Source organism: Nocardioides endophyticus, from assembly GCF_039543845.1.
Taxonomy (GTDB): Bacteria; Actinomycetota; Actinomycetes; order Propionibacteriales; family Nocardioidaceae; genus Nocardioides; species Nocardioides endophyticus.
This window is the reverse complement of record NZ_BAABKN010000043.1, coordinates 1-26,375: the sequence shown is the minus strand read 5'-3', so window position 1 is coordinate 26,375 and position 26,375 is coordinate 1. Positions and strand designations below refer to the sequence as shown.

The following is a 26,375-nucleotide window of genomic DNA, read 5'->3' as shown; positions in this document are numbered from 1 at the left end:
GTGCGACTCACCCGACCGGTGCCCCTGCGGACCCGACCGACCGTGTCGGTCGTCGTGCCCTGCTACAACTACGGCCACTTCCTTCCCGACGCGGTGTCGTCGGCGCTCGACCAGAGCGGGCTGGACATGGAGGTGCTCGTCGTCGACGACGCATCGACCGACGACAGCGCCGACGTCGCGCGACGTCTCGCCGCCGCGGACGCGCGCGTCCGGGTGCTGACCCACCCGCAGAACAAGGGACACATCGCGACGTACAACGACGGCCTCGCGGAGGTCCGCGGCGACTACGTCGTCCTCCTCTCGGCCGACGACCTGCTGACGCCCGACTCGCTGTCCCGCTCGGTCGCGCTGCTCGAGCGTCATCCCTCCGTGGCCCTCGCCTACGGGCTGCCCGTGAGCTTCACCGGGACCCCGCCGACTCCGAGCGCCCGCGTCACGGGCTGGTCGCTGTGGTCGGGCGACTCCTGGCTGCGCCGGGTCTGCGCCACCGCACGCAACCCGATCGTCAACCCGGAGGTCGTGCTGCGGCGCTCGGTGATGGACGAGATCGGGGGGTACGACGCCCGTCACCCTTTCGCCGCGGACCTGCTGCTGTGGATGCAGGCCGCGCAACGCGGTGACGTGGGCCGGGTCAACGGCGCGCACCAGGCCCTCTACCGGGTGCACGGGCAGAACATGACGACGACCGACTTCGCCGGCGTGCTGGCCAACCAGCGCAACGTGCGCGCGGCCTTCGAGGAGCTGTTCGCGGCCAGCCCCGGACGCACCGACCTGCAGCTGACCGCGTCTCGGGCGATCGCCACCGAGGCCGTGCGCGAGGCGCGGCTGGCCAGGGCCTCCGGCGACGCGGCAACCGTCGCCGGGCTGTCCGAGCTCGCCCGCACGGCGTACCCGCCGGTCACCGGGACCCGTGGCTGGCGGGCTCTCCACCGGGACCCCTCCGGACCGGCTGCCGGTCTGGAGCACCGGGTGCTGACCCGCTCCCATGCACTGCGGTGGTCGGCGCGGTCGCGTCGCTGGCGACTGGTGGGGACCTGATGACCGCGACGACGAGCAGCACCGCCGAGCAGACCTTCGACCCGATGCCTACCGCGAGGAGCACCCCCGTGACCGACACCGCCACCGACGTCACCGTCGCCGCCGTCCCCTTCGTCGACCTCGCGCTGCAGAACGCCCAGGTCGCCGACGCCGTCGCCGCCGGCTTCGAGCGCGTGCTGAGCACCAACGGCTTCGTGCTCGGACCCGAGGTGACGCGGTTCGAGGAGGCCTTCGCGGCGTACTGCGGCGTCTCGGAGGTGGTCGGGGTCGGCAACGGCACCGACGCGCTGGAGATCGCGCTGGCCAGTGCCGGCATCGGGCCGGGCGACGAGGTGATCGTGCCGGCGAACACCTTCGTCGCCACCGCCGAGGCGGTGGTGCGCGTCGGGGCCGACCTGGTGCTCGCCGACTGCGACGACGACTTCCTCATCTCGCCGGAGTCCGTGGCGGACCGAGCGACCCGGCGTACCCGCGCGGTCATCGCCGTCCACCTCTATGGCCAGATCGCGCCGGTCGAGGAGCTCCGCGACGCGCTGGGCGCCGGCGTCCTCGTCGTGGAGGACGCCGCCCAGGCCCAGGGCGCCACCCGTCGAGGCGTGCGCGCCGGCGCTCTCGGCGATGTCGCCGCGACCAGCTTCTACCCAGGCAAGAACCTCGGGGCGTACGGCGACGCCGGGGCGCTGATGACCCACTCGGCCGTGGTCGCCGACCAGGCGAGGGCGCTGCGCAACCACGGTGGCATCGTCCGCTACGAACATCTCGAGATCGGCCGCAACTCGCGACTGGACGGGCTGCAGGCCGCGGTCCTGTCCGCCAAGCTCCCGCTCCTCGACCGCTGGAACCTCGAGCGCCGTTGCGCGGCCGAGAGGTACGACGAGCTGCTCGCCGGCGTCGTCGGCATCCGGACCCCGCGGACGCTGCCCGGCAACGAGCACGTCCACCACCTCTACGTCGTCCGGGTGCGAGACCGCGACAGCGTGCTCGACCGGCTGCAGACCGCCGGCATCGGCACCGGGATCCACTACCCGGCGCCGATCCACCGGATGCCCGCGTTCGCTCACCTGGGCCACCGCCTGGGCGAGTTCCCGGTCGCCGAGCGGGCCTCCGGGGAGATCCTCTCGCTGCCGATGTTCCCGGGCATCACCGCCGAGCAGCAGGAGCGCGTCGCGGACGTCCTCGTGGAGGCGGTCCGGTGGCCGAGCTGACCGACGACACCGTCTCTTTGGCGAGACGGGCCGGGACCGGGGCCGTCTGGGCCGCGGCCGGCAACATCGTCGTGCGCATCGCCGGGATCGTGGTCACCGCCGCGATCGCCCGGATCCTCTCGCCTGCGGACTTCGGGGTCTTCGCGGTCGCGCTGGCGGTGCACGTCGTCGTCGGCAGCCTGGCGGAGCTCGGCATGGGGTCCGCGGTCGCCCGCTCGGCACACGAGCCGGAGGACATCGCGCCGACCGTGACGACGCTGTCCATCGTCGTCAGCCTCCTGCTCGGCGCGGCCATGGTGGCCCTCGCCGATCCGGTGGCGACCCTGATCGGCGTGCCGGCCGCGGCCGACCCCATCCGGGTCCTGTCGATCTGCCTCGTCCTGACCGGCTTCTTCGCGGTCCCGGGTGCGCAGCTCACCCGCGAGTTCCGGCAGGACCGGATCTTCCTGGCCACCGCGGCGGGCTTCCTGCCGGCCAACGCGCTGCTCATCGGCCTCGCGCTGGACGGCGGGGGCGCCACGTCGTTCGCCTGGTCGCGGGTGCTCGGCCAGATCGTCACCGGCGCGGTGATGGTGGCCTGCCTGCACCGTCGCTACCGGCCGGGCTGGCGCCCCGCCGTCGTCGTGCCGCTCCTGGTGTTCGGGCTCCCGCTGTCCCTCGCCAACCTGGTCAACTGGTCGCTGCTGAACGCCGACTACGTGATCATCGGCCGGCTGCTGACCGAGACCCAGGTCGGCGTCTACATGATCGCCTTCACCGTGGCGGGCTGGTCGACGACGGTCCTCAGCTCGGTGCTGAACGGTGTCGTCGTCCCGTCGTTCGGGCGGGTGCTCGGCGACGCCGAGCTGTTCGGGTCGGCCCTGGAGTCGGCCGTGCGCCTGGTCGCCCTGGTGACGGCCCCGATCTGCGTCGTCACAGTCGTGCTGGCCCGTCCGCTGGTGGAGACCGTCTTCGGCCCCACGTGGCTCGACGCGGCTCCGGTGCTCTCCGTCCTCGCGGCGTACGGCGCGCTCTTCTCCGTCTCGTTGCTGTTCGCCAACGTGCTCGTCGCGGTCGGCGCCACCGGGAAGCTGCTGGGCATCCAGGCGGTCTGGGTCGCGGTGCTGGTCCCGGCGATGGTCGTCGGCATCCGCGTGGACGGCCTGGTCGGTGCGGCCTGGGCGCACGTCGTGACGATCGTGGTCGTGACCATGCCGCTGTACGTCGTCGCCGTACACCGCTCGACCGGCCTGGACCTGCGCGGACTGCCGCGCGCCGTCGTCGGGCCGGTCACCGCCGCCCTGGTCGCCGGCGGGTGCGCGCTCGGCTGCCGGCTGCTGCTCGACCGCCCCGCGGCAGTGATGGTCGTCGGTGGCGCCCTCGCGGTCGCGGCGTACGCCGTGCTGACCCGGTCGATGATCCGCCCCTACCGAGCGGCGTTCGGCCGCTCGCCGGTCCGCACCGGCGACGGCGTCCTGACGGGAGCCCCCTCGTGAGCCGCGGCGGGATCTCTCCCATGCGGGTCCTCGTCGTGACCCACGAGGCGTCGCGCAGCGGTGCGCCCCGGGTGGCGCAGATGGTGGTCCGGGCGCTGGCTCGCGAAGGGCACGCCGTCTCGGTGCTGTCCTGCCGACCGGGCCCTCTCCTCCCGGAGTTCGCCGCGCTCGCGCCGACGTCGGTCGCGGTGCTGCCGCGGGTGCGCCGCCGCCTGACCGGGTCGCGATGGCTGCACCACGTCGGACGCGAGCTCGACGTCGTGGGTGCGTGGGTCGATCTGCTCCGGCACCGAGCTGACCTGGTCTACGTCAACTCCGGTGCCGCCGGGGCGTACGTGCGCGCCGCCCGGTGGTGGCCGCGGCGCCGGACGATCCTGCACGTCCACGAGTCGGCCGCCGTGCTGACGGACCTCCTGGCCGGCGCCGGGGTGCGGCGGATCCCGGACGACGTCGAGCTCGTCGCCTGCTCGCCCAGCGTGCACGCCGACCTGGTGCGGCTGGCCGGCCGGCCCGAGGAGCAGGTCGCGCTCCTGGTCTCGGTGCCGGACGAGGACCGGGTGTTCGGCTTGGCCGGACGAGCCGGGGCCGCGCCCTCCATCGGCGAGGTCGTCGTCGGCTGCTGCGGGAGCGTGGAGCACCGCAAGGGCGTCGACCTCTGGCTGCGCGCCGCTCGTGAGGTGCTCGCGGAGCTACCGGACGCCTCCGTCCGCTTCGTCTGGGTGGGCGACGGCCCGGTGCCCACCGCCCAGCTCGACTCGCGCATCCGGTTCGCCGGTCCGAGCGACAACCCCTACCCGGCGATGGCGTCCTTCGACATCGCCACCCTGCCCTCGCGTGACGACCCGTTCCCGCTGGTCGTGCTCGAGTCGATGCTCCTCGGCGTCCCGGTCGTGGCCTTCGGCGTCGGTGGGGTGCCCGACCAGATCGGCGACGCCGGTGTCGTGGTGCGGCCGGGCGACGTGGCCGGTCTCGCGGACGCGATCCGTCGGCTCGTGCTGGACCCCGTGGCCCGCCGGGAGCTGGGCGACCTGGCCCGGCGCCGCGTCCTGTCGGAGTTCTCGGGCGCCGACTTCGAACGAACTCTCCAGAAGGTGGTGGCCCGATGAGCATCTCGCTCGTCTGCGTCTTCAACAACCAGGCCGTGCGTGAGGAGTGCCTCGACCGCTCGGTCGCCCGGGCGGACCCGGAGCGGATCGAGCTGATCGCGGTCGACAACACCGGCCAGCGGTTCGCCACGGCCGGCGCTGCCCTCAACCACGGTGCCCGCCTCGCCCGGCACGACGTCGTCGGCTTCGTCCACCAGGACGTCTACCTGCACTCGATGTCGCGCCTGCTGGAGGTCGCCGACGAGCTCGGGTCGGGCCCCGGGGACTGGGGCATGTTGGGTGCGGCCGGGATCGACGCCGGCGGTGCGGTCGTCGGACTGCTCCGCGACCGGGTCCAGCTGATCGGGGCCAGTGCGGTCGAGCCCGTGGAGGTCGACAGCTTGGACGAGGTGCTGTTCCTGGCACGGCGCGAGCTCGTGCTCCGGGAGTCGCTCGCCGAGGATGCCGACCTGGCCTGGCACGCCTATGCGGTCGAGTACGGCGTACGCCTGCGCGAGCTCGGCCTGCGGGTAGGTGCCGTGGACCTGGCGATCACCCACAACAGCCTGACCGTCAACCTCGCCCGGCTCGCCGAGGCGCACCACCGGGTCGCCGAGCTGCACCCGGCAGCGGTGCCCGTGCGGACTACCTGCGGTGTCGTCGGTGCGGAGTCGGGCTGGCTGCGCTCGTCGACGGTCGTACGGCGGCACGGGTGGCGCCGTCGCGGCCTGGCCGAGTCCCTGACCGCGCGCCGGGCCCGGCACCGGGCCGGCGCCGGCCGACCCGTCCTCGCCGACGTGAGGCTCGACGTGGACGACGTGGTCCTCGTGCCCGGTGAGCGCTTCCGGGTCGTCAACGTCGACCGCACCGGCGCGTTCTCCGCCGTCGCCGGCGACCCGCTCGAGCTGACGCGACGAGGAGCGCCGTTCGAGCTCGTCGCCGTCCACCACCCCGCCGAGCTGCTCGCGCACCTGAGGTCCGAGACTCCGGGGCCCTTGCTGTGCACGAACCTGACGATCGACGACCTCGCCGGGCTCGGCGCCGCCGGCGTGGTCGGCGACGACGCGGTCGTCGGGATCCACGAGTCCGACGTCTGGTTGCTGACCGGAGTCGCCGTCGACCGGCTGCCACCCGCCTGGCTGAGTGGTCGGGCTGTCCCGTTCAACGCACTGCGGCCGCTACCTCCCGAGACCCGAGTCTCGGGCGTCCGCGAAGACAGGGTCGCGCTCGCGGCCTCGATCCAGGTCGGAAGAGGAGGTGAGGACGGTGTACTTCACTGAGGCACTCGCTGTCCTGGTCCGTCGTTGGTACGTGGTGCTGATCTGCGGGATCGCCGTGACCGGGGGACTCTTCCTCGCGGTCAAGGAGGTCCCGACGCAGTACCAGGCGAGCGGCGAGGTGCTGCTGCTCCTGCCGCCCACGGCCACCGGCAAGGGCACGCCGAGCAACCCGTACCTCAACCTCCAACCGGGCCTGACGACGATGGCCACCATCACCGCGTCGGAGCTCAACTCCAAGCCGGTGCACCGCGAGGTCGAGAAGGCCGGCTTCACGTCGGACTACGCGATCGGCGTCAGCCCGGACACCGGCCCGCTGCTGCTGGTCACCGTCAAGGACATCGCTCCCGAAGAGGCCGCGGCGACCCGCGATGAGGTGATCCGCCGGGTCACCCAGCAGCTCGACACCCTGCAGCGCGGCCTCGAGGTGCCGGAGACCCAGCGCGTCTACTCGCGCCGCAGCGACTCGAGCCGCCCGGCCGAGGCGGTCCCGGGCGCCAAGATCAGGGCCTGCGCGGTGATCGGAGGTGGCGGCCTCGTCGCCACGATCCTGATCGTCTTCCTCGTGGATCGCATCGCCCGCCGCTTCCGTCGGCGGCGTACGGCGGAGCAGGTCGAGCCGGACCCCGCCGAGACCGAGGAGCACCACCGGCTCAAGCTGGCCCGCTCGGTGAGCGACGTCGACGTCGACGTCGACGACGACCGTCGACCAGGGAAGGCCCGGGATGCGGCGCGCTAGGGACTGGTTCGCGGGCCTCCCGCACCTTCCGGCGCTGACCTTCGTCAGCGCCTACGTGGTGCTGCTCCTGGTCGTCCCCGCCCAGCTGATCTTCCGGCCGCTGGGTGCACCCGGGACGCTCGCCAACATGGTGGGCCTGGGCGCGCTGCTCTGGTGGTGCGCGGCTCGGCTCGGCAGCTTCACCCCGCGCCGCGTCTCGCCGGTGCGGCTGCTGCTGGGCGGGGTCACGGTCGCGGTGCTCGCGGCGTACGTCTCGGGGATGCTCGGCGGGTGGTACGCCCCGTCCAACATGCGCCAGGGCACCGACGACGTCTGGACGCTGGTGTTCCCGACCGTCAGCCAGGTCCACGTGGCCATGGTCACCGCCGCCGACCGGGGACTGCTCAGCTTCGGTGCCTGGCTCGGGATCGCGTTGCTGACCATCGACGGTCTGCGCAGCTGGCGCGACCTCGACGTGCTCGTCCGGATGCTGTGCTGGACCACCGCCGTCTACTCCGCCGTGGGCATCTACCAGTTCTACACAGGCACCAACCTGGCCGCCTACATCAAGGTCCCGGGTCTCAGCGCCAACGCTGTCGTCGGTGCCTCGCTGACCCGATCGGTCCTCGAGCGGGTGTCCAGCACGGCCTCGCACCCCATCGAGTTCGCCGTCGTGGTCGCGTGCGTGCTCCCGCTGGCGCTGCACCTCGCGATCCACCGGCGCCGCCGCCGCGACCTGCTGCCCGTGCTCATCCTGGGTTTCGCGATGCCGCTCGCTGTGTCCCGCTCGGGCATCCTCGCCATCGGGCTCTCCCTGATCATCATGTTCTGCTACTGGCCTCCCGCCGTACGCCGCAAGGCGCTCGTCGTCGGACCCCTCACCGTGGTCGCGTTGCGGGTCGCCGTGCCCGGCCTGGTCGGCACCATCTACTCGCTCTTCCGCGGCATCGCCACCGACCCCAGCGTCACCGGCCGCACGGACGACTACGGGGTCGTGATGTCGCTCTACCAGGACCAGCCGTGGTTCGGCCGGGGCCTGTTCACCTTCGTGCCTGGCTACTACCGGATCCTCGACAACCAGATGCTGATGGTGCTCGTCGAGCTCGGCGCCGTGGGCCTCGTCGCCGTGCTGCTGCTCTACATCGGCTCGGTCGGCAGCGCGCTCGGGGCCCGGCGCCGAGCGCTCGATCCCCGCGACTCGCACGTCTCGCTCGCGATAGCGGCTGCGATCGCCGGCATGCTCGCGGCGTCGGTGACCTTCGACGCCTGGGGGTTCGCACAGGCCGCCGGCCTCACGTTCCTGCTCGTCGGCATGGCCGGTGCCGCGGCCCGGCTCTCCCACGAGGACCGGGCGGTCACGGCTCCCGCCCTCCCGCGCCGGCTCGAGCTCCAGGAGGTGCGCGGTGCGTGAGCGCGTGGCCGTCGTGGTCGTCACCTTCAACAGCGCCGCGGTGCTACCCGGTCTCCTGGAGTCGTTGCCGCTCGGACTCGAGGGCCTCGACTGGACCCTGGTCGTGGCCGACAACGACTCCGCCGACGACACCGTGACCCTCCTGCGCAGCCGCGCACCCCAGGCCGTCGTGCTGGAGATGGGCCGCAACGCCGGCTACGCCGCCGGCATCAACGCGGCCGTTCGGTCGGCGGGCGAGTTCAGCGCCGTCCTGGTACTGAACCCGGACGTGCGGCTCACCGCCGGCTGTGTGCCGGAGCTCCTGCGGGTCCTGCGGACGACGCGCGCGGGGATCTGCGTACCCCGCCTCGAGGACTCGCACGGTGAGCTGATCCTCTCGATGCGGCGGGAGCCGACCCTGGTCCGGGCATACGCCGACGCGCTGCTCGGCGCCACCCGCGCCGGCCGGATCGCCGCACTCGGCGAGGTCGTCTCCGACCCGGAGAGGTACGACGTGGCCGGCAGCCCGGACTGGGCCGAGGGCTCGACCCAGCTCATCGACGGCACGTGCTGGACTGCCTGCGGAGGCTGGGACGAGTCCTTCTTCCTCTACTCGGAGGAGACCGACTACCACCTGCGCGCGCGCGACCTGGGTTTCGACATCCGCTACGTCCCCACCGCCCGGGCGGTGCACCTCGAAGGCGCCTCGGCCAGCTCGCCCCGGCTGTGGTCGCTGCTCGTCGCCAACCGCCTGCGGCTCTTCCGTCGCCGTCACTCGGCGCTGGGCGGGGCACTCTTCTGGCTCGCCGCCGTGCTCCGCGAGGGTTCTCGCTCGGTGCTGGGCCACGCGATCGCACGCAGCGCCGTCAGCGTCCTCGTGCGACCGTCCCTGCTGGCCGCGCCACGCGGCCCCGAGTGGCTGGAGCGGGTATGACCCCGTCAGCGCAGGCGCTTCGCCAACCCGATGACGGCACGCTCGGCGCGCCGGCGTACCGGCTGCCGGCCGAGTACCTCCTCCTGCACCCCCGTCACGGTGTCGGTGCCGACCAGGCTGAACCTCGGCTGCAGCCAGGAACTGGCCCTGGCGTGCGCGCGGTCGCTGGTGTGCACCTTGGCGTAGCCGAGCGCGCGGAGCTCGCGCAGGAGGGAGCGGTCGTAGCGGCCGAGCGGGAGTGCGGCCTCGTCGACCGGCCGGCCGACGACGGCTGCGATCGCGTCGCGGGCCTCGACCAGCTCCCGGCGCCGGGCGGCCTCGTCCAGGCCGCGCCAGGGCAGGTGGTCCATGCCGTGCGTCCCGATGTCCATCCCGCTCTCCGCGAGCAGGCGGACCTGGTCCTCGTCGAGGCTGCCACGGGAGTCGAAGCGCCCCGCGAGCACGAAGAAGGTCCCGCGCAGCCCGCGGTCGAGCAGGGCGGGCAGGCCGATCTCGAGGTCGGAGCTGTTGCTGTCGTCGAAGCTGAGACGGACGTCGTCTCGGCCCACGACCGTGTCGAGCACCGCGTGGAAGAGGTCGGCGGAGATCCAGTACGGCGCCTCCCCGGGCTCGAGGTCCCGGTCGGGCGCGCCGATCCCGTGGAAGCAGAGGTTGACCGTGCGAGTCGTCATGCGGGCTCCGATCCTGGTTGTGCGATGCCAGTGAAGCAGGAAGCACCGGCACCTCGCACCGTCGTCGCGCCGATCGCGGACAGCGACCTCGACCGCGTGGGCCGGTTCCTGCACGAGCACCTGGACCCGCGCGTGTCCGCCGAGACCTGGGCGAGCGCCGCCGTACCGTCCTGGCAGGCGCCGGTCGACGACCACGGCTTCCTGCTCGCGGAGGGCGATCGGGTGGTCGGGGTCTACCTGGCGCTCCACTCCGAGCGGATGGTCGGTGGGGAGCGGCGCCACGTCTGCAACCTGGCAGCGTGGTGCGTCCTCGAGAGCCACCGTGCCCACGGTGTGCGCCTGCTGCGCGCCCAGCTCGCCCGCAAGGACGTCGTCTTCACCGACCTCTCCCCGAGCGGCAGCGTGCCCGAGCTGAACCGGCGCCTCGGCTTCACCGACCTCGACACCACCACGGTCGTGGTGCCGTGCGTCCCGCTGCCGGCTCCTGGCGTCCGGGTCGTGACCAGGCCGAGCCAGATCGACGCGATGCTCGACGGTCGTGACCGCGAGATCTACCGCGACCACCGCGAAGCGGCGGCGGCCCAGCACGTGGTGCTCGCGGTCGGCGGCGCCCACTGCTACGTCATGTTCCGGAAGGTGCGCCGCAAGGGACACCGCGGCTTCGCGACCTTGCTCCACGTCAGCGACCCGGACCTGCTCCGTGGCCACCTGGGCGCGATCTCGCGGCACCTGCTGCGCCACGGGGTGGTCGTGCTGCTCGCCGAGCTCCGCGTGATCCAGCACGCCCCGCGGCTCTCGCGCCGCCTCTCCGCTCCTCGACCCAAGATGTACCGCGGCGCCGGGGCGGCGCCGGAGGACATCGACGACCTGTACAGCGAGCTCACGAATGTGCCCTGGTGAACGGCCCCATGAGGAAGGCAGACCGATGAGGACCCATCTCCACCACCTGCTCAGCGAGCAGGCCCGAAAGCGCGGCGACGCGCCCGCCCTGAGCTACCAGGACACCACCGTCGACTACGGGCAGCTGTGGTCGGCGACCGCCGCCGTGGCCGGCGGCCTGCAGCAGCTCGGCGTACGCCGCGGCGACCGGGTGGCGATCTACCTGGAGAAGCGGATCGAGGCGGTCACCGTGATCTTCGGCTCGTCGGCGGCCGGCGGGCTGTTCGTGCCGGTCAACCCCGTGCTCAAGCCGGAGCAGGCGTCCCACGTGCTGCTCGACTGCGAGGTGCGGGTGCTGGTGACCACTGCCCAGCGGTGGGCGCTGCTCGCGGACCTGCTCGGCGACGCCAAGCAGCTGGTCGCCGTGGTGCTCGTCGGCGCCGGCGAGGGGCCCGAGGTGGAGGGCGTCGAGCTGTGCCGCTACGACGACCTGCTCGCGGCCGCCGGGCCTCCGGTGCCGGTTCCCGGTGTCGACCTCGACCCGGCAGCGATCCTCTACACGTCCGGCAGCACGGGACGGCCGAAGGGCGTGGTGCTCAGCCACCGCAACCTGCTGGTCGGTGCCGACAGCGTCAGCAGCTACCTCGAGAACACTCCGGACGACGTGGTCCTCGCGGCTCTCCCGATCAGCTTCGACGCGGGTCTGAGCCAGCTGACGACCTCCTTCCACGTGGGCGCCCACGTGGTGTTGATGAACTACCTGTTCCCCGCGGAGGTGCCGCGCCTGTGCGCCCGCCACGGCGTCACCGCGCTGACCTGTGTGCCGCCGCTGTGGATCCAGCTCACCGAGGCCGACTGGCCCGACGAGGCGCGGCACTCGCTGCGCTACTTCGCCAACACCGGTGGCCGGATGCCGCAGGCGACTCTCAGTCGACTGCGGGAGATCTTCCCGCAGGCCGCGCCGTACTTGATGTACGGCCTCACCGAGGCGTTCCGCTCGACCTACCTGGACCCCGTCGAGGTGGACCGGCGACCAGACTCGATCGGCAAGGCGATCCCGGACGCCGAGGTGCTCGTCGTCCGACCCGACGGCTCGGCGTGCGACCCGGGCGAGGAGGGCGAGCTCGTGCACCGCGGGCCGCTCGTCGCGATGGGCTACTGGAACGCCCCCGAGCAGACAGCGGCCCGGTTCCGCCCGGCGCCGGGCGCACAACCGGCGTGGCGGCAGCCTGAGCTCGCCGTGTGGTCCGGGGACACCGTCCGGGCCGATGAGGAGGGCTTCCTCTACTTCGTCGGGCGTCGCGACGACATGCTCAAGACGTCGGGATACCGGGTCAGCCCCACCGAGATCGAGGAGGTCGCCTACGAGTCCGGGCTGGTCCGCGACGCGGTCGCCGTCGGGGTCGCCGACGACCGGCTCGGCCAGCGGATCGTGCTGGTGGTCGCGCCCTCGGATCCCGAGATGTTCGAGCCGATGGCGCTGCAGGCGGCGTACCGCCGGGCGGTCCCGACGTTCATGGTCCCGGCCGAGGTCGTCGTGCGGCGCGAGCTGCCGCGCTCGCCGAACGGCAAGTTCGACCGGGCCCTGATCCGATCGGAGCTGGACCGATGAGGGCCGAGCGCCACGTCGAGGCCTTCGGGGTCAAGGACGGCCAGCTCGTCGTCGGCGGGATGCCGCTCGAGCGGCTGGCCGCGAGCGTCGGGTCCACGCCGTTCTTCGCCTACGACCGACGCCTCCTGACTGCCCGGGTGGAGGCCCTGCGCGCCGCGCTGCCCACGGGCCTCCACCTCGGGTACGCCGTGAAGGCCAACCCGATGCCGGCGGTGGTCCAGCACCTCGCCGGGCTGGTCGACTCCCTCGACGTCGCCTCCGCGGGCGAGATGCGCGTGGCGCTCGACACCGGCACCGACCCGGCCTCGATCAGCTTCGCCGGGCCCGGCAAGACGGAGGGCGAGCTGCGCCAGGCCGCGGCCGCCGGGGTCGTGGTCGAGGTCGAGTCCCGGGGCGAGGCCGAGCGGCTGCTGGCGGCCGGAGAGACGGTCGGCGTCCGGCCGGTCGCGGCGATCCGGGTCAACCCGGACTTCGCGGTCCAGGGGTCCGGCATGCGGATGGGCGGCGGCCCGCAGCAGTTCGGCGTGGACGCCGAGCAGGTGCCGGACCTGATGGCGGCGCTCGCGGGACGCGACATCGACCTGGCCGGCTTCCACGTCTTCGCCGGGTCGCAGAACCTGGACGCCGACATCCTCGCCGAGGCCCAGCAGCGCACGGTCGACCTCGTGCTGCGATTGGCCGAGCTCGCGCCGGCACCGGTCCGCTACGTCAACCTGGGCGGCGGATTCGGCATCCCCTACTTCGAGAAGGACCAGCCGCTCGACATCGCTCGGCTGGGGGACAACCTCGGCCGCCTGCTCGATGAGCGCCTGCGTCCCGCGCTGCCCCAGGCCCGCACGATCGTGGAGCTCGGGAGGTACGTCGTGGGGGAGTGCGGCGTCTACGTCACCCGCGTCGTCGACACCAAGGTCTCGCGCGGGCAGCGGTTCGCGGTCGTCGACGGCGGCATGCATCACCAGCTCGCCGCGTCCGGGAACCTCGGGCAGGTGATCCGGCGCAACTACCCGCTCGTCGTCGGCAACCGGCTCGGCGCGCTCGACGTCGCGACGGAGGACGTCGAGCCGGTGACCGTCGTCGGCTCCCTGTGCACGCCGCTGGACCTGATGGGGTCGAAGCTGCCGCTGCCGGAGATCGAGGTCGACGACCTCGTCGTGATCTTCCAGGCCGGCGCCTACGGACTCACCGCCAGCCCGACCGCCTTCCTCGGCCATCCCCACCCGGCCGAGGTCCTCGTGTGACCACCTCAGAAGGAGAACCCATGGAGACCATCGACACCACCGTGACCGACCTCATCGACGTCGTCGTGACCACGCTCGGCATCGAGGAGCGCCGCGCCGACCTCTCCGCGGGCACCGAGCTGCTGGGTGGCATCCCCGAGCTCGACTCCCTCGCGCTCGTCGAGCTCGTCGTCGTGATCGAGGAGCGCTTCGGGATCGCGATCGACGACAGCGAGTTCACCGGCGAGGTCTTCGAGACCCTCGGCAGCCTCGCCGCCTTCGTGACCGCCAAGCAGCAGAACGCCGCCTGAACTGGGACCAAGGGTTGCTCTCGGCTTCGGCTCGTCAGGCAGCACGACCTTCTGCAAGAGAGCACCGGGCCGCATCGTGGGCGCTCAGCCACTCCCACGCGCGCGAGGCGCTCGACCTAGTGCGCCCCACGCGGCGACCGTCACGATGTTCAGGTCGCGATCCTCACGGAGGTCAGCGTCCACTAGTCGCCGACGGACTCGTGATGAAGAGGTGCTCAGCCGTTCTATGGCGACCGAACTGCCTACATGGTGTCGCGATCAGGCCGCAGTGCAGACTCCAGTGATCGATTCGCGGAGCGCGACTTGGGAGTTGCGGGCGTACGTCGTACTACGGACGCGGCCGAATGAGGGGCCGACATACGGTCGTGCCTCCGACGTCGCCGGGAGGCACTGTGAGGTACACCCAGCAGCTGCATGGTAGCACGTACGAGTTCCGCGGTCTGGTTGACCTCATGGCAAAGGCGTCGCCACTGCGCTCGGGTGACCTACTGGCGGGGTGTGCGGCCGCCTCGGACGCCGAGCGGGCGGTGGCGCGCTGGGCGCTGGCAGACGTGCCCCTGGCGGTCTTCCTCGACGAGCAACTCGTGCCGGCGGAGACTGACGACGTCACCCGGCTCATTCTTGAGCAGCACGACGTCGCGGCCTTCGCCCCGGTGCGGCATCTGACCGTCGGCGGTTTCCGGGACTGGTTGCTCGAGGTGGCCTCGGGGCCGGAGGCACCGACTCGGCTCACGGCCCTGGCGCCCGGGCTGACCCCTGAGATGGTCGCGGCGGTGTCGAAGCTGATGCGCAACCAGGACCTGATCGCCGTGGCGGCCGCGACCCGGGTGGTGACCGGCTTCCGGACCACCCTGGGCCTCCCCGGCCGGCTGTCGACCCGACTCCAGCCCAACCACCCCACCGATGACCACGCGGGCGTGGCCTCGGCGATCCTCGACGGGCTGCTGCTGGGCTGCGGCGACGCCGTCATCGGCATCAACCCCGCCTCCGACAACCCGCGCACGGTCGGCCGCCTGCTGCACCTGGTCGACGAGGTGCGCCAGCGCTACGACATCCCTACCCAGTCCTGCGTCCTCACCCACGTCACCACCACACTGGACCTGATCGCCCGCCGTGCGCCCGTCGACCTCGTCTTCCAGTCGATCGCCGGGACCCAGGGAGGCAACGCTGGTTTCGGGGTGGAGCTGTCGATGCTTGCCGATGCCCGGGAGGCGGCGGTCTCCCTTGGCAGGGGGACGGTCGGCGACCAGGTGATGTACTTCGAGACCGGTCAAGGGTCGGCCCTCAGCGCAGGTGCCCACCTCGGTACGGGCGGGCGTCCGGTCGACCAGCAGACCCTCGAGGCGCGTGCGTACGGCGTCGCGCGGGCGTTCGACCCGTTCATCGTCAACACCGTGGTCGGGTTCATCGGCCCGGAGTACCTCTACGACGGCAAACAGATCATCCGGGCCGGTCTGGAGGACCACTTCTGCGCAAAGCTGCTTGGCGTCCCCATGGGCGTCGACGTCTGCTACACCAACCACGCCGAGGCCGACCAGGACGACATGGACTCGCTGCTGACCTTGCTGGGAGTGGCCGGCTGCACGTTCGTGATCGCGGTGCCGGGCGCGGACGACGTGATGCTGGGCTACCAGAGCACCTCCTTCCACGACGCGCTCTACGCCCGTCAGGTGCTCGGCCGCCGCACCGCGCCCGAGTTCGAGGCATGGCTCGACCGGATCGGCCTGCTCGAGCCCGGAGGAGGGGTCCGCTCCGTCGACCCGGCGTCCACGCTGCTGCGCGAGCTGGCCTCGTGAGTGATTTCTGGGAGCAGCTGCGGGCCACGACGCCGGCCCGGATCGGCCTGGCGCGGCGCGGGAACGCGGTCTCCACCAGCGATGTTCTGAGGTTGGGCGCCGCCCATGCGATCGCCCGAGACGCCGTCCACCTACCGCTCGACGTCGCCGCACTGCGCGCCGGGCTGTACGGAATCGGTCTCGGCGAGCCCATCATGGTGCCCTCGGCCGCGCCGGACCGGGCAACCTACCTGAGTCGCCCCGACCTCGGCCGACGGCCGGCGGAGCCGCTGCAGCGGGTAGGCCGGCCGGTGGATCTCGCGGTTGTGCTCGCCGACGGGCTGTCGGCCGAGGCGGTGCACCGGCACGCCGTACCGCTGGTGGGCAAGCTGCTCCCGCTGCTCGACGCCGGCACGACGCTGGCGGCACCGGTGATCGCCACCCAGGCGCGGGTTGCGCTGGGCGACCACGTGGGTGAGGCGCTGGCTGCGCGGATGGTGGTCGTCTTGGTGGGCGAGCGGCCGGGCCTGTCGAGCCACGACAGCCTGGGCGCCTACCTGACCTGGGCCCCGCGGCCCGGCCTGCCCGACTCGGCCCGCAACTGCGTCTCCAACATCCATCCGCCGCACGGCCTGGATCACGCCACCGCGGCACGGACCCTCGCCGCGCTCATCGGCGGAGCCCGACGGCTCAGAGCCACCGGGGTCCAGCTCAAGGACAGCGACGACGAGCTCGCCTCCTGAGGACCGGTCAGGCGGGCCACCACGGCGGTCGCCGGAACGTCGCCTCGGTGTACGGCGCCGGATGTACGATCCGTTGCCGGTTGTCCTGGATCTGGAAGACCAGGTGGGCCATCGAGATGGACGGGTCGGGTGTCGACAGCGGATAGGCGAGCGCGGACTGGCCCGCCCCGGCGAAGCTGTAGGCGCCGTTGACCCCCCGATGCACCCCCTGGCGCAGCGAGTCGGCCACCGAGGCGAAGTCCCGTGGGGAGTCGGCCGCCGACCAGGCATTGGCCAAGATCCGCACCCGGTCGTAGGCGATCCCCGCGTGCGATCGTCCAGGGCTGACCGCCCAGGCATCGCGGTAGCGGTCCGTGAATCGCTTCGCGACCTGGTCCGAGTAGGTCCCGGTCGTGGTAGCCCACAGCAGGCCCTCGGCCTCGGGCCCCATCTCGACCCGGAAGCGCGGAATCGATGGCGCGTAGAGAGCGTAGAGCACCGTGGGGGACGGGTTGGTCCGGAAGGAGCGGATGAAAGTAACCGTCTCATCGACGAAGTAGCTGCCGATCATCACGGCAGCAGGAGCGAGCTCCGCGACCCGACTGCCCTGCTCGCGCCAGGCCTCCGTCCCGGCCACGTCGTCGGCCACGTAGTCGAGGCGCCAGCCGCTGCGCTCGGCCAGCTCGACCGAGCGTTCGATCCCGAGGTCGCCGAGCTTCCAGCGTCCCCGCACGATCGCCAGCGATCGAGACCGTCGGGGGAGCTGTCTGCTGTCTCGCAGGAACGTCATCGCCTGCACGAATCCCGGCCCGTAGTTCGTGTCGCTCGGGCAGATCTGGAAGATGTTGCCGTAGCGCCCGGGGTTGTCCTGGACGAGGCGCACCATCGAGTCCAGGGTCGCCGCGTGGAGGTACGGCGCCCGGTGCTCGGCGGCGATCTCGTGTGCGACCTCCTGGTCGCCGAGGTAGCCCGAGACCATCGCGTCCACGTCGTGGCCGGCCAGGTCCTCGAAGGCACGCGAGATCGATGTGCCGTCCTTGATGTTCAGGTCGACGTTGACCAGCTCGACCGGGCGGCCGTTGACCCCGCCTCGGGCGTTGACCTCGTCGATGGCCAGCTGGCTGGCCCGCACCATCTCCTTGCCGTCTTCCGCGATCTCCCCGGTCACTGGGAAGGCACTGCCGAGAAGGATCGGGCGCCGGACCGATCGTCGGCCGGTTCCGGGCACCCCGGGAACCCGTGACCCGGCTCCGAAGGCCGGCAACCGCGGTGGCGTCGACGGTCCGGAGTGCTCGGTTTCCGAGGTGCTGAGGATGCCGATCAGCAGTCGCTCGAAGCCTTCGGGGCCGCCCGGCACCGGCAGCACCAGGAGGCTCTCCTCGATGGCCACCGAGGCTGCTGCAGCGCGGGACCGGACTCCGAGCTTGGCGAGGATCCGCTCGACGTGCGTGGTGACGGTGCGCGGGCTCGTCCAGAGCCGTTTCGCGATGTCGGCGTTGCTCAGACCTCCGGCGAGCAGGGTGAGCACCTCGAGCTCGCGCGGCGTGACCGTGTGGGGCACGACCGTGTCCTCGGTCCAGGACAGGGAGGTCCGCGACTGGTGCCCGAGGGTGCGTACCGTCGCGAAGACCAGGTGTCGCCGCTCGTCTCGCCAGTAGAACGAGAGTTCGTGCTGCCCGGCCAGCCGGCCCGCTCGACGGGCGAGCTCGACCAGGTCGTCCAGCCGACCCGACACATCCGCGGACTCGATCCCGCGCACGCTCGAGAGGACGCCCTCGTGGTCGAGCACGATCTCGTGGACTGCGGTGGGTCGTGGAGCAGCGCCGCTCATGAGGTCATCCCTTCTCAGGGAAGTGGGACAGAACCTAGGCCCGGGTTCCCAGCGTAACCAGGCTTCCGAGCGGCGCGGGAGGTTGAGATGCAAGGGTGCTGCATCCGTAACGTCATGCGCGGCGGTTGCGCGACCAGGAGTCCAGGGCGACGGCGAGGAGCACGATGGTTCCCTTGGCGATCAGCTGCCAGTTCTGGGAGAGGTTGAGGCTGTAGAAGAGGTTGGTCAGGGTCGCGAAGATCAAGAGGCCTACCGCCGAGCGCCAGACCGCGCCCTCGCCACCGCGCAGCGATGTGCCTCCGACGATCACGATCGCGATCGCGTCGAGGGCGATGTTGGCCCCCACGTCCGCCTGGCCGACACCGAGCCGCGAGGCGTCGAGCGTGCCGGCGAAGGCGGCGAGCAGCCCGGTCATGACGTAGACACTGGCGGTGAGGTCGGTGACCCGTAGGCCCGAGAGCCAGGCGGCCTCGTGGTTGCCACCGATGGCATAGATGTTGCGGCCATAGCGGGTCATCGCGAGCAGCACGCCGCCGACCACGAAGGTGACGGCAAGGATCAGGATCGGTGTCGGGATCCCAGCCATGCTGGAGCGGGCGAGGACCTTGAAGTTCGGGTCGGACACGATGAACGGGGCGGAGTTGGAATAGAGGTAGGCGATACCGGAGATCACCGACGCGCTGCCCAGGGTCGCGACGAACGGGTTGATATTCAGCCGGGCCACCAGGAGGCCGTTGACGACGCCGCAGACCGCTCCGGCGCCGATCGCGGCCAGGAGGCCGACATTGGGCGAGCCGGTCGAGATCGTCACTCCGGCGGAGACCGTGGCGCCGAGGGCGTACGTCGCCCCGACCGACAGGTCGAAGCCGCCCGAGATGATCACGAAGGTCATCCCCAGCGCCACGATGCCGACGGCCGTGTTCTGCAGGAGGATGTCGCGAAGGTTCTCCGGTGACAGGAACCCCGGGTAGAGGATCGTCGCCAGGGCCACCAGCGCAACGAGCACGCCGATCATCGCGAAGCGCGAGAGCACCTGCGGTTCTGGCGCCGCCCTGTCGGGCTCTGCTCCGGTGCCGGTTGCGAGCGCCGGGGTGAGGTCAGTGGGCTGGTTCATGGGTCGCTCCTGTGCTGAAGCCGTGACGCACGACGGCGTCGACGGCGAATTCGGGATCGTCGGCCGCGATCTCGCGGACGACTCGGCCGTGGGCGAAGACGAGAAGGCGGTTCGCGACGGCCAGGACCTCCTCGAGCTCCGAGGAGGTCACCACCACCGCGGCGCCCTCGCGGGCGAGCTCGACCAGGGAGGAGAGGACCTCGGCCTTGGCGCCGATATCGATCCCCCGGGTTGGCTCGTCGACGAGGAAGACCGCCGGCCGGTGGCCCGCCCACTTGGCGAGCAGCACCTTCTGCTGGTTGCCGCCCGAGAGGTTGCGTACGGGCTCGCCGAGACGGGCCCGCCGGAACGCGAAGAAGGCGCCGGTGTCGCCCGCCTCGGTGCGCTCCCGGCTCCGGTCGAGGAAGGGACCGCGCCCGGTCGTGCGCCCCAGCCAGTAGTTGCTGGTCGCGTCCATCCCCATCACCAGCGCCTGCTTGCGCGACTCGGGGACCATCACGATGCCGTCGGCGATGGCCCGGCGTACGGCGCGGGGCCAGGGCAGCTGCTTGCCGTGCAGGCGGAGACGACCTGTTGAGGATGGCTCGGCCCCGGCCAGGGAGCGCAGGAAGGTCGTCCGACCGGAGCCGACGAGGCCCCAGAGCCCGACGATCTCTCCCGCCCGAACCGTGACCGCGATGTCGTGCAGCACGCCGTGCAGGCTCACCCCCTCGGCGTGCAGCACCTCCTCGCCTGCATCGTGGGTCCCGCGCTCGGCGAGCTGGTCGACCGTGCGGCCGACCATGTGCTCGATGAGGGTGGGCCGCGTCCACTCCACACGCGCGGCACTCCGGACGACCTGCCCGTCTCGCAGGACCGTGATCGTGTCGCTGAGCGCGAGCACCTCGTCGAGGTTGTGGCTGACGAAGACGATCGTGGTGCCGCGGGCGGTGAGCGTGCGCAGCACCCGGTACAGCGTCTCCCGCTCGTGCTCGGCCAAGGCCGCGGTCGGCTCGTCGAGCACCAGGATCCGGCCGTCGCTCTCGACGCCGCGCATGATCTCGAGCATCTGCTGCTGGGAGACCGAGAGGTCCCGGGCGAGGGTGGTCGGCGGGATCTGGATGTCGAGCTCGTCGCAGAGCTCGAGATACCGTCGGCGCATGCGCCGCCGGTCCAGTAGCCCGCGCCGTGTCTGGACCTGCCCGAGGAACACATTGGCCTCCGCGGACAGGCCGGGGACCATCGTGAGCTCCTGGTAGACCGCGACCAGCCCGCGTTCGCGGCTTTCGCGCGGGTTGCCCCCGTGCGTCCGGTGCCCGAACACTTCGACGGTGCCCCCGTCGGCCGCGAGCCGGCCGCTGACCAGACCGAGCAGGGTGGACTTGCCGGCGCCGTTCTCTCCGACGAGGGCGTGCACCTCACCGGTGCGCACCTCCAAGTCGGCGCCGTGGACAGCGACGGCCCCGCTGAACACCTTGCGGGCTCCTCGGCAGACGATCGCGTGTGCGGGGGTCTTGCTCATGTCAGCCTCCAGGCCGGGGATCGGACTCAGTACTCGGCGGTGAAGTCGCCGACGTTGTCAGCGGTGGCGAACGGTGTCCCCGGCAGCTCGTCGGACTTGGTGAGGTTGATGAAGGCGGCGACGTCCTTGCCGTCGACGTAGTCGGCGACCGCCTCGATGGCCTCGCGAGTCTCCTGGCGCGGCAGCATCATCACCGAGCTAGCGAGTCCGCCGCTCTCGACCTGGCCCAGGGCCCACTCGTCGCCGCCGAAGTCGTAGATCTCGATGTCCTTGGATTCGACGGCCTCCACCACGCCCCGAGTCATGCCCGAGAAGTTGGACATGATGATGTCCATGTCGGGGTTGGCCTGCACCATCGTCTGGGCGGCGTCGAACGCCTTGGGCGTGGTGTAGTCGGTCGCCTGCTGGGCGACCACCTCGAAGCCGTCGGCGTCGTCGAAGGCCTTCGCGGCCTCGAGGAAGCAGATCGTGTTCGCGTTCAGGTCCGGCCCCGAGATCAGCCCGATCTTGGCGCCGTCGGGGTGCGCGTCGATGACGTCCTGGACCCAGGCCTGGTAGACGTCGAGGGTCTGCCCGCCGACGTACGTCACGGTGCCCGGCTGGTAGGTGTCCTCGCCCAGCTTGGTGGCTCGCCCGCAGATCGGCAGGTTGAAGACGGAGACCAGGACGTCCTCGTCGGGGGCGTCGTGGGTCAGGATGTCGCAGACGAGGTTGCCGTCGTTCGGCTCGACGACGAAGGCGTTGTACTTGCCGCTGGTCAGGGCCTGCTGCATCTGGTCGAACTGGGTCTGGGCGTTGAACTCGCCGTCGAAGACATCGAGGTCGGCGCCGATCTCGTCGGCCACCTTCTTGGCCTCGTCGATGGATGCCTGGAGGTAGGAGTTGCTGGTGCCGGCCGAGAAGTAGGCGATCTTCAGGTCCGCCGGGTCCGAGACGGGGGCGTCGATGATCTTGTCCGAGGCCGTGGCTGAGTCGCTGACGCCAGTGGAGCAGGCAGTGGCGGTCAGGCACGCGGTGACGGCGAGGGCCGCGACACCGAGGGTGTGTCGTGTCTTCATGGCTGTTCCTTCGGATGATGAGGCGGATGATGAGGCGGATGGGCTGGGCGGATGAGCGAGGCGGATCGGTGCTGGTTCAGTCGTCGGTCCAGGTGTCATAGATGTCGCTCAACGAGGCGAACCACACGCCCTCGTGGCCCGCCATGTGGTCGAGCAACCGCTCCATCCCGAGGATGTGGTGGGCGCGGCCGATGGTCTGCGGGTGAACCGTGATCGCCAGCACCGGGTTGGTCTCGTGGGCGTAGGCGTAGTCGAAGTGGTCCTGGAAGCGCTGGAACATGACCTCGCTGGAACCCAGGCCCTGGTTGACGCCGGGGATGTACTCCCCGACCGGGAAGTCGTCGAGGTACCACGACACCGGGAACTCCAGGAGCGGGCTGGGCGGGCCGAAGACCGACCCCTCCTCCCACCGGACCTCCACCGGTCGCGGGTGGTAGGGCTGGAAGTCGCGGCCCATCAGCGAGGAGTCCCACTCGAAGCCGACCTTCTCGAGCAGATCGAGCGTGTGCTCAGTGAAGTCCCACGCCGGTGAGCGGTAACCGCGGGGGCGCACGCCGACGTTTTTGAGGTGGCCCTCGATGGTCTTCTCCATCAGCCGGATTTCGGTCTCTTGGTCGAGGCTCGGCACCGACTCGTGGAAGCAGCCGTGCGCGGCGATCTCCTGCCCGGCGTCGACGATCGTGCGGAAGGCCTCTGGGAAGGTCTCCATCGAGTGCACAGGGGTGCACCATGTCCCCTGCACTCCGTACCTCTCGAAGAGCGCGAGCAGGCGGGGCACACCGACCTCTGCTCCGAACTCGCCCCGGGAGAGGTAGCTCGGGGAGGTCTTGCCGAAGGTGCCCATCCAGACGGAGTGGGCGTCGAAGTCGGCGCCGATGTTGACGGCGATGTTCTTGCCGGCAGGGAGGTTGAGTGGCATGGCACGGTCCTTTCGCGGATGCGGCGGTCAGAGGGAGGCGTGGTCGTACTTGGTGTAGAGGTCCTTGCGTCGACCGCGGTCGCGGAAGGTGGTTGCGGCGCCAGTGCGGCGGTTCTCGTGCAGCAGGTCCAGGTCGAGCTCGTAGGAGACGACGTCCTGGGTGTTGGTGGCGGACTCGACCAGTACGCCGTTCGCGGGGAAGGCCAGATCGCAGGGCGAGAGGACCGAGGCGCGGGCCCAGCCCGGAGAGAGCGGTGCCTCGAGGTGGGAGACCGTCGGGCAGTGCACGACGTACACCTGGTTCTCGATGGCACGGGCGGCCGCGCAGTGCCGCACCCGCCAGAAGCCGGCCTCCGTGAACGTGTACGACGGGGTGAGCAGCACCTCGGCTCCGAGCGCGGTCAGGGCGGTGCAGACCTCGGGGATCTCGGCCTCGTAGCAGATGGCGATGCCGACCTTGACGCCGTCGATCTCGTGCACGGCGAGCTCGTCGCCCTCGGCGGTGCCCCAGTCCGCCTCGGCCGGGAAGATGTGGGTCTTGGAGTGGGAGTGGATCTCACCGGCTGGGCCGAAGAGGTGGGCGACGTTCTCGTGGCCGCGCTCGGTGGCCACCAGGTGACTGCCGGCGAGGATCCACTGGTCGCGGCGCGCGGCCTCGGCGGAAAAGAGCGCGACGTAGTCACCGGTGTAGTCGCTGATCCGGGTCAGCTGGGCGATCTCGTGGGACCGCCACTGCGGGTCGACGGTGAAGAGTGCCTCGGTGAAGAGCTCCGGAAGTACGACCAGGCGGGCACCGGAGGCGTCATCGAGCAGGAGACGGGCCTGGTCGGCGAACGCGTCGAACGAGTCGACCGCGCGCACCTCGAACTGCGCGGCGGCGACGGTCAGGGTGCGGGACATGAGGATCATTTCCTTCGAATCGGGTGGATCGGGGATGGTGCGAGCGGTGGTCGAGGACGCGGTCAGCGGGCGAGGAGCCCGCCGTCGATGACCAGCTCGCTCCCGGTGACGTAGCGGGACTCGTCGCTGGCGAGGTAGACGCAGCCCCAGGCGATGTCGCGTGGGGCTGCGCCGTAGCCCAGCGGGGTCAGGGCGATGACCTCGGCGTTCTTCTCCGGCGGCTGGCGGTCGGTGAGCGGGGTGGTGACCCAGCCTGGGATGACCGTGTTGACCCTGACCCCGTCAGTGGCGTAGGTGATCGCGGCGTTGCGGGTCAGCCCGCGCACCGCACCCTTGGCGGCCTGGTAGGCGGCGACGCCCTCCGAGCCGACGACCCCCCAGGCCGAGGACAGGTTGATGATCGACCCGGCGCGCTGCGCCCGCATCGGCCCGAGTGCCGCGCGGATCCCGAGGAACACCCCGGTCTGGTCGACGCCGATCACCCGGGCCCAGTCCTCCGGGGTCACTTCGGCGATCCCGGCGTAGTCGATGACGCCGGCGTTGTTCACCAGCACGTCGAGGCGGCCGTACTCGCTGGTGACGTCGGCTACCAGACCGGCCCACGCCGCCTCGTCGGTGACGTCGAGCTCGGCGTACTCCACCGTAGGGCCCAGCGCGTCGAGGTCGGGCTTGGTCAGGTCGGCGACGACGACGGTAGCGCCCTCGTCGGCGAAGAGCTGGGCGGTCGCCAGGCCGATGCCCATGGCGCCGCCGGTGACGACGGCCACCTTGTCGGTCAGACGGTTCATCTCGGATCTCCCTGTCTCGGGTGTTCGTGCGTGGTCTCGGCGGTCAGCGGGCCAGATAGCCGCCGTCGACCGGCAGGTCGACGCCGGTGACGAAGCGGGCCCGGTCGGAGACGAGGAAGCAGACCGCGTCCGCGACATCGGACGGCTCGCCGCCCACACCCATCGGGGTTGCGTCGAGGAACACGCCGTTGAGCTCGCCGGTCTGGCCGAGGGTGAGCGGCGTCCGGATCCAGCCGGGCAGGACAGCGTTCGCACGGATGCCCTCACGTGCGTAGGAGACCGCGGCGTTCTTGGTCATCGTGAGCACGGCGTGCTTCGACGCGTGGTACGCCGCGACCCCAGGCACCGACACCGCGCCGCAGATCGACGAGATGTTCACTATGGAGCCGGATTGCTGGGCCCGCATCAGTCGCAGAGCGTGCTGCATGCCGAGCAGCACGCCGGTCTGGTTGATGCCGACGATCCGGTTCCACTCCGTGAGGGACAAGTCGTGGAGGTCGTCATACCCGGACACCCCGGCGTTGTTGACCAAGATGTCCAGGCGGCCGTGGTCGGCCTCGATCTCGGCCACGATCTCTCGCCACCGTCGATCGTCGGTAACGTCGTGCGAGCGGGTCCGGATGTGGTCGCCCAGGTCGGACTGGTCCCGGATATCGGTCGCCGTGACCTCGGCCCCAGCAGCGGCCAGCGCGGTGGCGACCGCGTGCCCGATCCCTTGCGCGGCGCCAGTGACGAGTGCCACCCGCCCGGTCAGGTTGTCCATCGGCTGTGCGCTCCTTCGGTTCTAGGCCGGGTCAGCGCCCGGTTGCCCAGGAACCTAGAAGCGAGCGTCAGCAGGTTGCGTCGGCACAAATACGTATCCGCGCGGCGGCCCCGCTCGCCGAAACATGAATGTCATCCGGCTGGCCACCAGGTGACTGGTCGTTCGGGCTGAAGGGTCCCGCCGATGGCCCCCTCCTTCACGTCGCCGCGCTGGACCTCGGATGTCCACCACTCCACGAGACGCTCCTGGAGCAGCGGAAAGACGCGCCTGGGGTTGACGCGCCGAGGCTGCGCACGCGGATCACGTAGCGGGTTCCTTCAACGACGTTGAGGAGGAGGGGCGCCGCGCTCGCGTCAGCTGGTCGACGATGTCTGCTTGGCCGCCGCGCGTGCCAGAAGTGCTGGACCTGCCCTAGGGTCGCAGCGCCGTCCCGTCCTCCCAGGTGTTGCCGGACCACACGTTGCCGGCGCCCGAGGTGAGGAACGACGTGACGGCTCCCCAGACCCCGCACTTGCCGTTGCTGCCGCGCTGGAACACGTTGTCGACGACCTGGACACCGGTGGGGTTGCTGCCGTAGGGCTTGCCCGGGTTGTAGCCCGCGTGCAGGCAGTAGCTGATGCCGGTGGAGTTGGCCACGAACAGGTTGCCCTCGATCCGGACGTCGCGGATGGGCTCGAAGTCACCGAACAACGACAGGTCTGCGGTGCAGCCTCCGTTGTTGCTGTTGACCTGTGGGGTGCACGCGAGCGTGTTGTGGCGGACCAGCATGGCGTTGCCACCGTTCGAGATGAACGCGTTGTTGTGGTAGCTCTGCCCGGCCGGGTTGTACTGGTCGTGCAGCCACGAGTCCGTGACGGTGCAGTGGTCAGCGCAGTGGAAGCTGTGCTGCCCGCCCGTCACGTCGACCCGGGTCGCGGTGATGTTGTAGCCCCAGATCGCGCCGTCGACCCAGGAGCCACCGCGCACCGTGGAGTCGGTCAGCGTCACGGCGTCGTCACCGCCGTCGGTGGCGTCGACCCGGGGGAGCAGGGACTTCGAGATCACGACGCCCGGCGAGCGCACCAGGATCGCGCCGCAGGAGGTGGCATCCACGGCGGTGATCGTGGTCGGCCGGGTGATCGTGCACGGACCGGTGTAGCGGGTCAGGCTCGTGCCTGCGGGTACGCCGGTGTTGCCTGCGCCCGGCCAGCTC

The 26,375-nt window shown here is 71.2% G+C and carries 24 protein-coding genes; 14 read left to right on the top strand and 10 right to left on the bottom strand.

Annotated features, from left to right (window positions below; genetic code table 11):
* The 8 genes from ABEA33_RS27085 to ABEA33_RS27050 all read left to right on the top strand — a co-directional run bounded on the left by ABEA33_RS27085 (position 1) and on the right by ABEA33_RS27050 (position 9,122).
* On the top strand, positions 1-1,038 hold the full coding sequence (locus tag ABEA33_RS27085) for a glycosyltransferase family 2 protein (RefSeq protein ID WP_345530290.1): 1,038 nt from the start codon (positions 1-3) through the stop codon (positions 1,036-1,038).
* Positions 1,039-1,106: 68 nt separating this feature from the next.
* Complete coding sequence (locus tag ABEA33_RS27080) at positions 1,107-2,243, top strand: DegT/DnrJ/EryC1/StrS family aminotransferase (RefSeq protein ID WP_345530288.1); 1,137 nt, start codon at positions 1,107-1,109, stop codon at positions 2,241-2,243.
* The gene (locus ABEA33_RS27075; protein WP_345530287.1) at positions 2,231-3,718 is read left to right on the top strand and encodes a lipopolysaccharide biosynthesis protein; all 1,488 of its coding nucleotides are present in this window, start codon (positions 2,231-2,233) and stop codon (positions 3,716-3,718) included. The genes ABEA33_RS27080 and ABEA33_RS27075 overlap by 13 nt, the downstream gene beginning before the upstream one ends.
* Before the next feature lie 20 nt (positions 3,719-3,738).
* A complete protein-coding gene (locus ABEA33_RS27070) occupies positions 3,739-4,824 on the top strand; it encodes a glycosyltransferase family 4 protein (protein ID WP_345530285.1) in 1,086 nt (361 codons plus the stop codon).
* Entirely contained in the window at positions 4,821-6,083 is a 1,263-nt protein-coding gene (locus ABEA33_RS27065; protein ID WP_345530283.1) for a hypothetical protein, read from the top strand. Before ABEA33_RS27070 ends, ABEA33_RS27065 begins: the two co-directional genes overlap by 4 nt.
* Positions 6,070-6,819 carry a YveK family protein gene (locus tag ABEA33_RS27060; RefSeq protein WP_345530281.1) on the top strand — a complete coding sequence of 250 codons (750 nt, stop codon included), beginning with the start codon at positions 6,070-6,072 and terminating at the stop codon, positions 6,817-6,819. The genes ABEA33_RS27065 and ABEA33_RS27060 overlap by 14 nt, the downstream gene beginning before the upstream one ends.
* Positions 6,806-8,209: an O-antigen ligase family protein gene (locus ABEA33_RS27055; RefSeq protein WP_345530279.1), complete on the top strand. Its 1,404-nt coding sequence runs from the start codon at positions 6,806-6,808 to the stop codon at positions 8,207-8,209. Before ABEA33_RS27060 ends, ABEA33_RS27055 begins: the two co-directional genes overlap by 14 nt.
* Entirely contained in the window at positions 8,202-9,122 is a 921-nt protein-coding gene (locus tag ABEA33_RS27050; protein ID WP_345530277.1) for a glycosyltransferase family 2 protein, read from the top strand. Before ABEA33_RS27055 ends, ABEA33_RS27050 begins: the two co-directional genes overlap by 8 nt.
* Before the next feature lie 5 nt (positions 9,123-9,127).
* On the opposite strand, the gene ABEA33_RS27045 is transcribed toward ABEA33_RS27050, so the two are convergent.
* Positions 9,128-9,793 (bottom strand): polysaccharide deacetylase family protein, encoded by a 666-nt coding sequence (locus tag ABEA33_RS27045; protein WP_345530275.1) that lies wholly within the window; start codon positions 9,791-9,793, stop codon positions 9,128-9,130.
* Between the two features lie 24 nt (positions 9,794-9,817).
* On the opposite strand from ABEA33_RS27045, the gene ABEA33_RS27040 reads away from it, so the two are divergent.
* The 6 genes from ABEA33_RS27040 to eutC all read left to right on the top strand — a co-directional run bounded on the left by ABEA33_RS27040 (position 9,818) and on the right by eutC (position 16,330).
* A complete protein-coding gene (locus ABEA33_RS27040) occupies positions 9,818-10,693 on the top strand; it encodes a GNAT family N-acetyltransferase (protein WP_345530273.1) in 876 nt (291 codons plus the stop codon).
* A gap of 25 nt (positions 10,694-10,718) precedes the next feature.
* Complete coding sequence (locus ABEA33_RS27035; RefSeq protein WP_345530271.1) at positions 10,719-12,284, top strand: acyl-CoA ligase (AMP-forming), exosortase A system-associated; 1,566 nt, start codon at positions 10,719-10,721, stop codon at positions 12,282-12,284.
* Entirely contained in the window at positions 12,281-13,522 is a 1,242-nt protein-coding gene (locus tag ABEA33_RS27030) for a pyridoxal-dependent decarboxylase, exosortase A system-associated (protein WP_345530269.1), read from the top strand. Before ABEA33_RS27035 ends, ABEA33_RS27030 begins: the two co-directional genes overlap by 4 nt.
* Positions 13,523-13,542: 20 nt before the next feature.
* Positions 13,543-13,812, top strand: a complete 270-nt coding sequence (locus ABEA33_RS27025) for an acyl carrier protein (protein WP_345530267.1) — start codon at positions 13,543-13,545, stop codon at positions 13,810-13,812.
* Positions 13,813-14,156: 344 nt separating this feature from the next.
* Complete coding sequence (locus tag ABEA33_RS27020) at positions 14,157-15,608, top strand: ethanolamine ammonia-lyase subunit EutB (protein WP_345530264.1); 1,452 nt, start codon at positions 14,157-14,159, stop codon at positions 15,606-15,608.
* Entirely contained in the window at positions 15,605-16,330 is a 726-nt protein-coding gene (eutC, locus tag ABEA33_RS27015; RefSeq protein ID WP_345530261.1) for an ethanolamine ammonia-lyase subunit EutC, read from the top strand. Before ABEA33_RS27020 ends, eutC begins: the two co-directional genes overlap by 4 nt.
* 7 nt (positions 16,331-16,337) lie before the next feature.
* Here eutC and ABEA33_RS27010 read toward each other — a convergent pair whose 3' ends face one another.
* The 9 genes from ABEA33_RS27010 to ABEA33_RS26970 form a co-directional block, all read right to left on the bottom strand.
* The gene (locus ABEA33_RS27010) at positions 16,338-18,140 is read right to left on the bottom strand and encodes an ABC transporter substrate-binding protein (RefSeq protein ID WP_345530259.1); all 1,803 of its coding nucleotides are present in this window, start codon (positions 18,138-18,140) and stop codon (positions 16,338-16,340) included.
* 112 nt (positions 18,141-18,252) lie between these two features.
* Complete coding sequence (locus ABEA33_RS27005) at positions 18,253-19,254, bottom strand: ABC transporter permease (RefSeq protein WP_345530257.1); 1,002 nt, start codon at positions 19,252-19,254, stop codon at positions 18,253-18,255.
* Positions 19,238-20,755, bottom strand: a complete 1,518-nt coding sequence (locus tag ABEA33_RS27000; RefSeq protein WP_345530255.1) for a sugar ABC transporter ATP-binding protein — start codon at positions 20,753-20,755, stop codon at positions 19,238-19,240. Before ABEA33_RS27000 ends, ABEA33_RS27005 begins: the two co-directional genes overlap by 17 nt.
* Before the next feature lie 26 nt (positions 20,756-20,781).
* Positions 20,782-21,813 (bottom strand): sugar ABC transporter substrate-binding protein, encoded by a 1,032-nt coding sequence (locus ABEA33_RS26995; RefSeq protein ID WP_345530254.1) that lies wholly within the window; start codon positions 21,811-21,813, stop codon positions 20,782-20,784.
* A gap of 76 nt (positions 21,814-21,889) precedes the next feature.
* Positions 21,890-22,732 carry a polysaccharide deacetylase family protein gene (locus ABEA33_RS26990; RefSeq protein WP_345530253.1) on the bottom strand — a complete coding sequence of 281 codons (843 nt, stop codon included), beginning with the start codon at positions 22,730-22,732 and terminating at the stop codon, positions 21,890-21,892.
* A 27-nt stretch (positions 22,733-22,759) separates the two neighbouring features.
* Positions 22,760-23,632, bottom strand: coding sequence for a carbon-nitrogen hydrolase family protein (locus tag ABEA33_RS26985; RefSeq protein ID WP_345530252.1), 873 nt, complete (start codon positions 23,630-23,632; stop codon positions 22,760-22,762).
* 62 nt (positions 23,633-23,694) lie between these two features.
* Positions 23,695-24,420 (bottom strand): SDR family NAD(P)-dependent oxidoreductase, encoded by a 726-nt coding sequence (locus ABEA33_RS26980; RefSeq protein ID WP_345530251.1) that lies wholly within the window; start codon positions 24,418-24,420, stop codon positions 23,695-23,697.
* A 43-nt stretch (positions 24,421-24,463) separates the two neighbouring features.
* Positions 24,464-25,183 (bottom strand): SDR family NAD(P)-dependent oxidoreductase, encoded by a 720-nt coding sequence (locus tag ABEA33_RS26975; protein ID WP_345530250.1) that lies wholly within the window; start codon positions 25,181-25,183, stop codon positions 24,464-24,466.
* 411 nt (positions 25,184-25,594) lie between these two features.
* On the bottom strand, positions 25,595-26,375 hold a 781-nt coding region (locus ABEA33_RS26970; RefSeq protein WP_345530249.1), incomplete at its 5' end, for a right-handed parallel beta-helix repeat-containing protein.

Coding starts and splice junctions, on each gene's coding strand:
- ABEA33_RS27035 (WP_345530271.1), top strand. CDS start 10,719: ATGAGGACCCATCTCCACCACCTGCTCAGCGAGCAGGCCCGAAAGCGC.
- ABEA33_RS27065 (WP_345530283.1), top strand. CDS start 4,821: ATGAGCATCTCGCTCGTCTGCGTCTTCAACAACCAGGCCGTGCGTGAG.
- ABEA33_RS26975 (WP_345530250.1), bottom strand. CDS start 25,183: ATGGACAACCTGACCGGGCGGGTGGCACTCGTCACTGGCGCCGCGCAA.
- ABEA33_RS27000 (WP_345530255.1), bottom strand. CDS start 20,755: ATGAGCAAGACCCCCGCACACGCGATCGTCTGCCGAGGAGCCCGCAAG.
- ABEA33_RS27020 (WP_345530264.1), top strand. CDS start 14,157: ATGAGGGGCCGACATACGGTCGTGCCTCCGACGTCGCCGGGAGGCACT.
- ABEA33_RS27025 (WP_345530267.1), top strand. CDS start 13,543: ATGGAGACCATCGACACCACCGTGACCGACCTCATCGACGTCGTCGTG.
- ABEA33_RS26990 (WP_345530253.1), bottom strand. CDS start 22,732: ATGCCACTCAACCTCCCTGCCGGCAAGAACATCGCCGTCAACATCGGC.
- ABEA33_RS27005 (WP_345530257.1), bottom strand. CDS start 19,254: ATGAACCAGCCCACTGACCTCACCCCGGCGCTCGCAACCGGCACCGGA.
- ABEA33_RS27030 (WP_345530269.1), top strand. CDS start 12,281: ATGAGGGCCGAGCGCCACGTCGAGGCCTTCGGGGTCAAGGACGGCCAG.
- ABEA33_RS27045 (WP_345530275.1), bottom strand. CDS start 9,793: ATGACGACTCGCACGGTCAACCTCTGCTTCCACGGGATCGGCGCGCCC.
- ABEA33_RS26985 (WP_345530252.1), bottom strand. CDS start 23,632: ATGTCCCGCACCCTGACCGTCGCCGCCGCGCAGTTCGAGGTGCGCGCG.
- ABEA33_RS26995 (WP_345530254.1), bottom strand. CDS start 21,813: ATGAAGACACGACACACCCTCGGTGTCGCGGCCCTCGCCGTCACCGCG.
- ABEA33_RS27055 (WP_345530279.1), top strand. CDS start 6,806: ATGCGGCGCGCTAGGGACTGGTTCGCGGGCCTCCCGCACCTTCCGGCG.
- ABEA33_RS27010 (WP_345530259.1), bottom strand. CDS start 18,140: ATGAGCGGCGCTGCTCCACGACCCACCGCAGTCCACGAGATCGTGCTC.
- ABEA33_RS26980 (WP_345530251.1), bottom strand. CDS start 24,420: ATGAACCGTCTGACCGACAAGGTGGCCGTCGTCACCGGCGGCGCCATG.
- ABEA33_RS27070 (WP_345530285.1), top strand. CDS start 3,739: ATGCGGGTCCTCGTCGTGACCCACGAGGCGTCGCGCAGCGGTGCGCCC.
- ABEA33_RS27040 (WP_345530273.1), top strand. CDS start 9,818: ATGCCAGTGAAGCAGGAAGCACCGGCACCTCGCACCGTCGTCGCGCCG.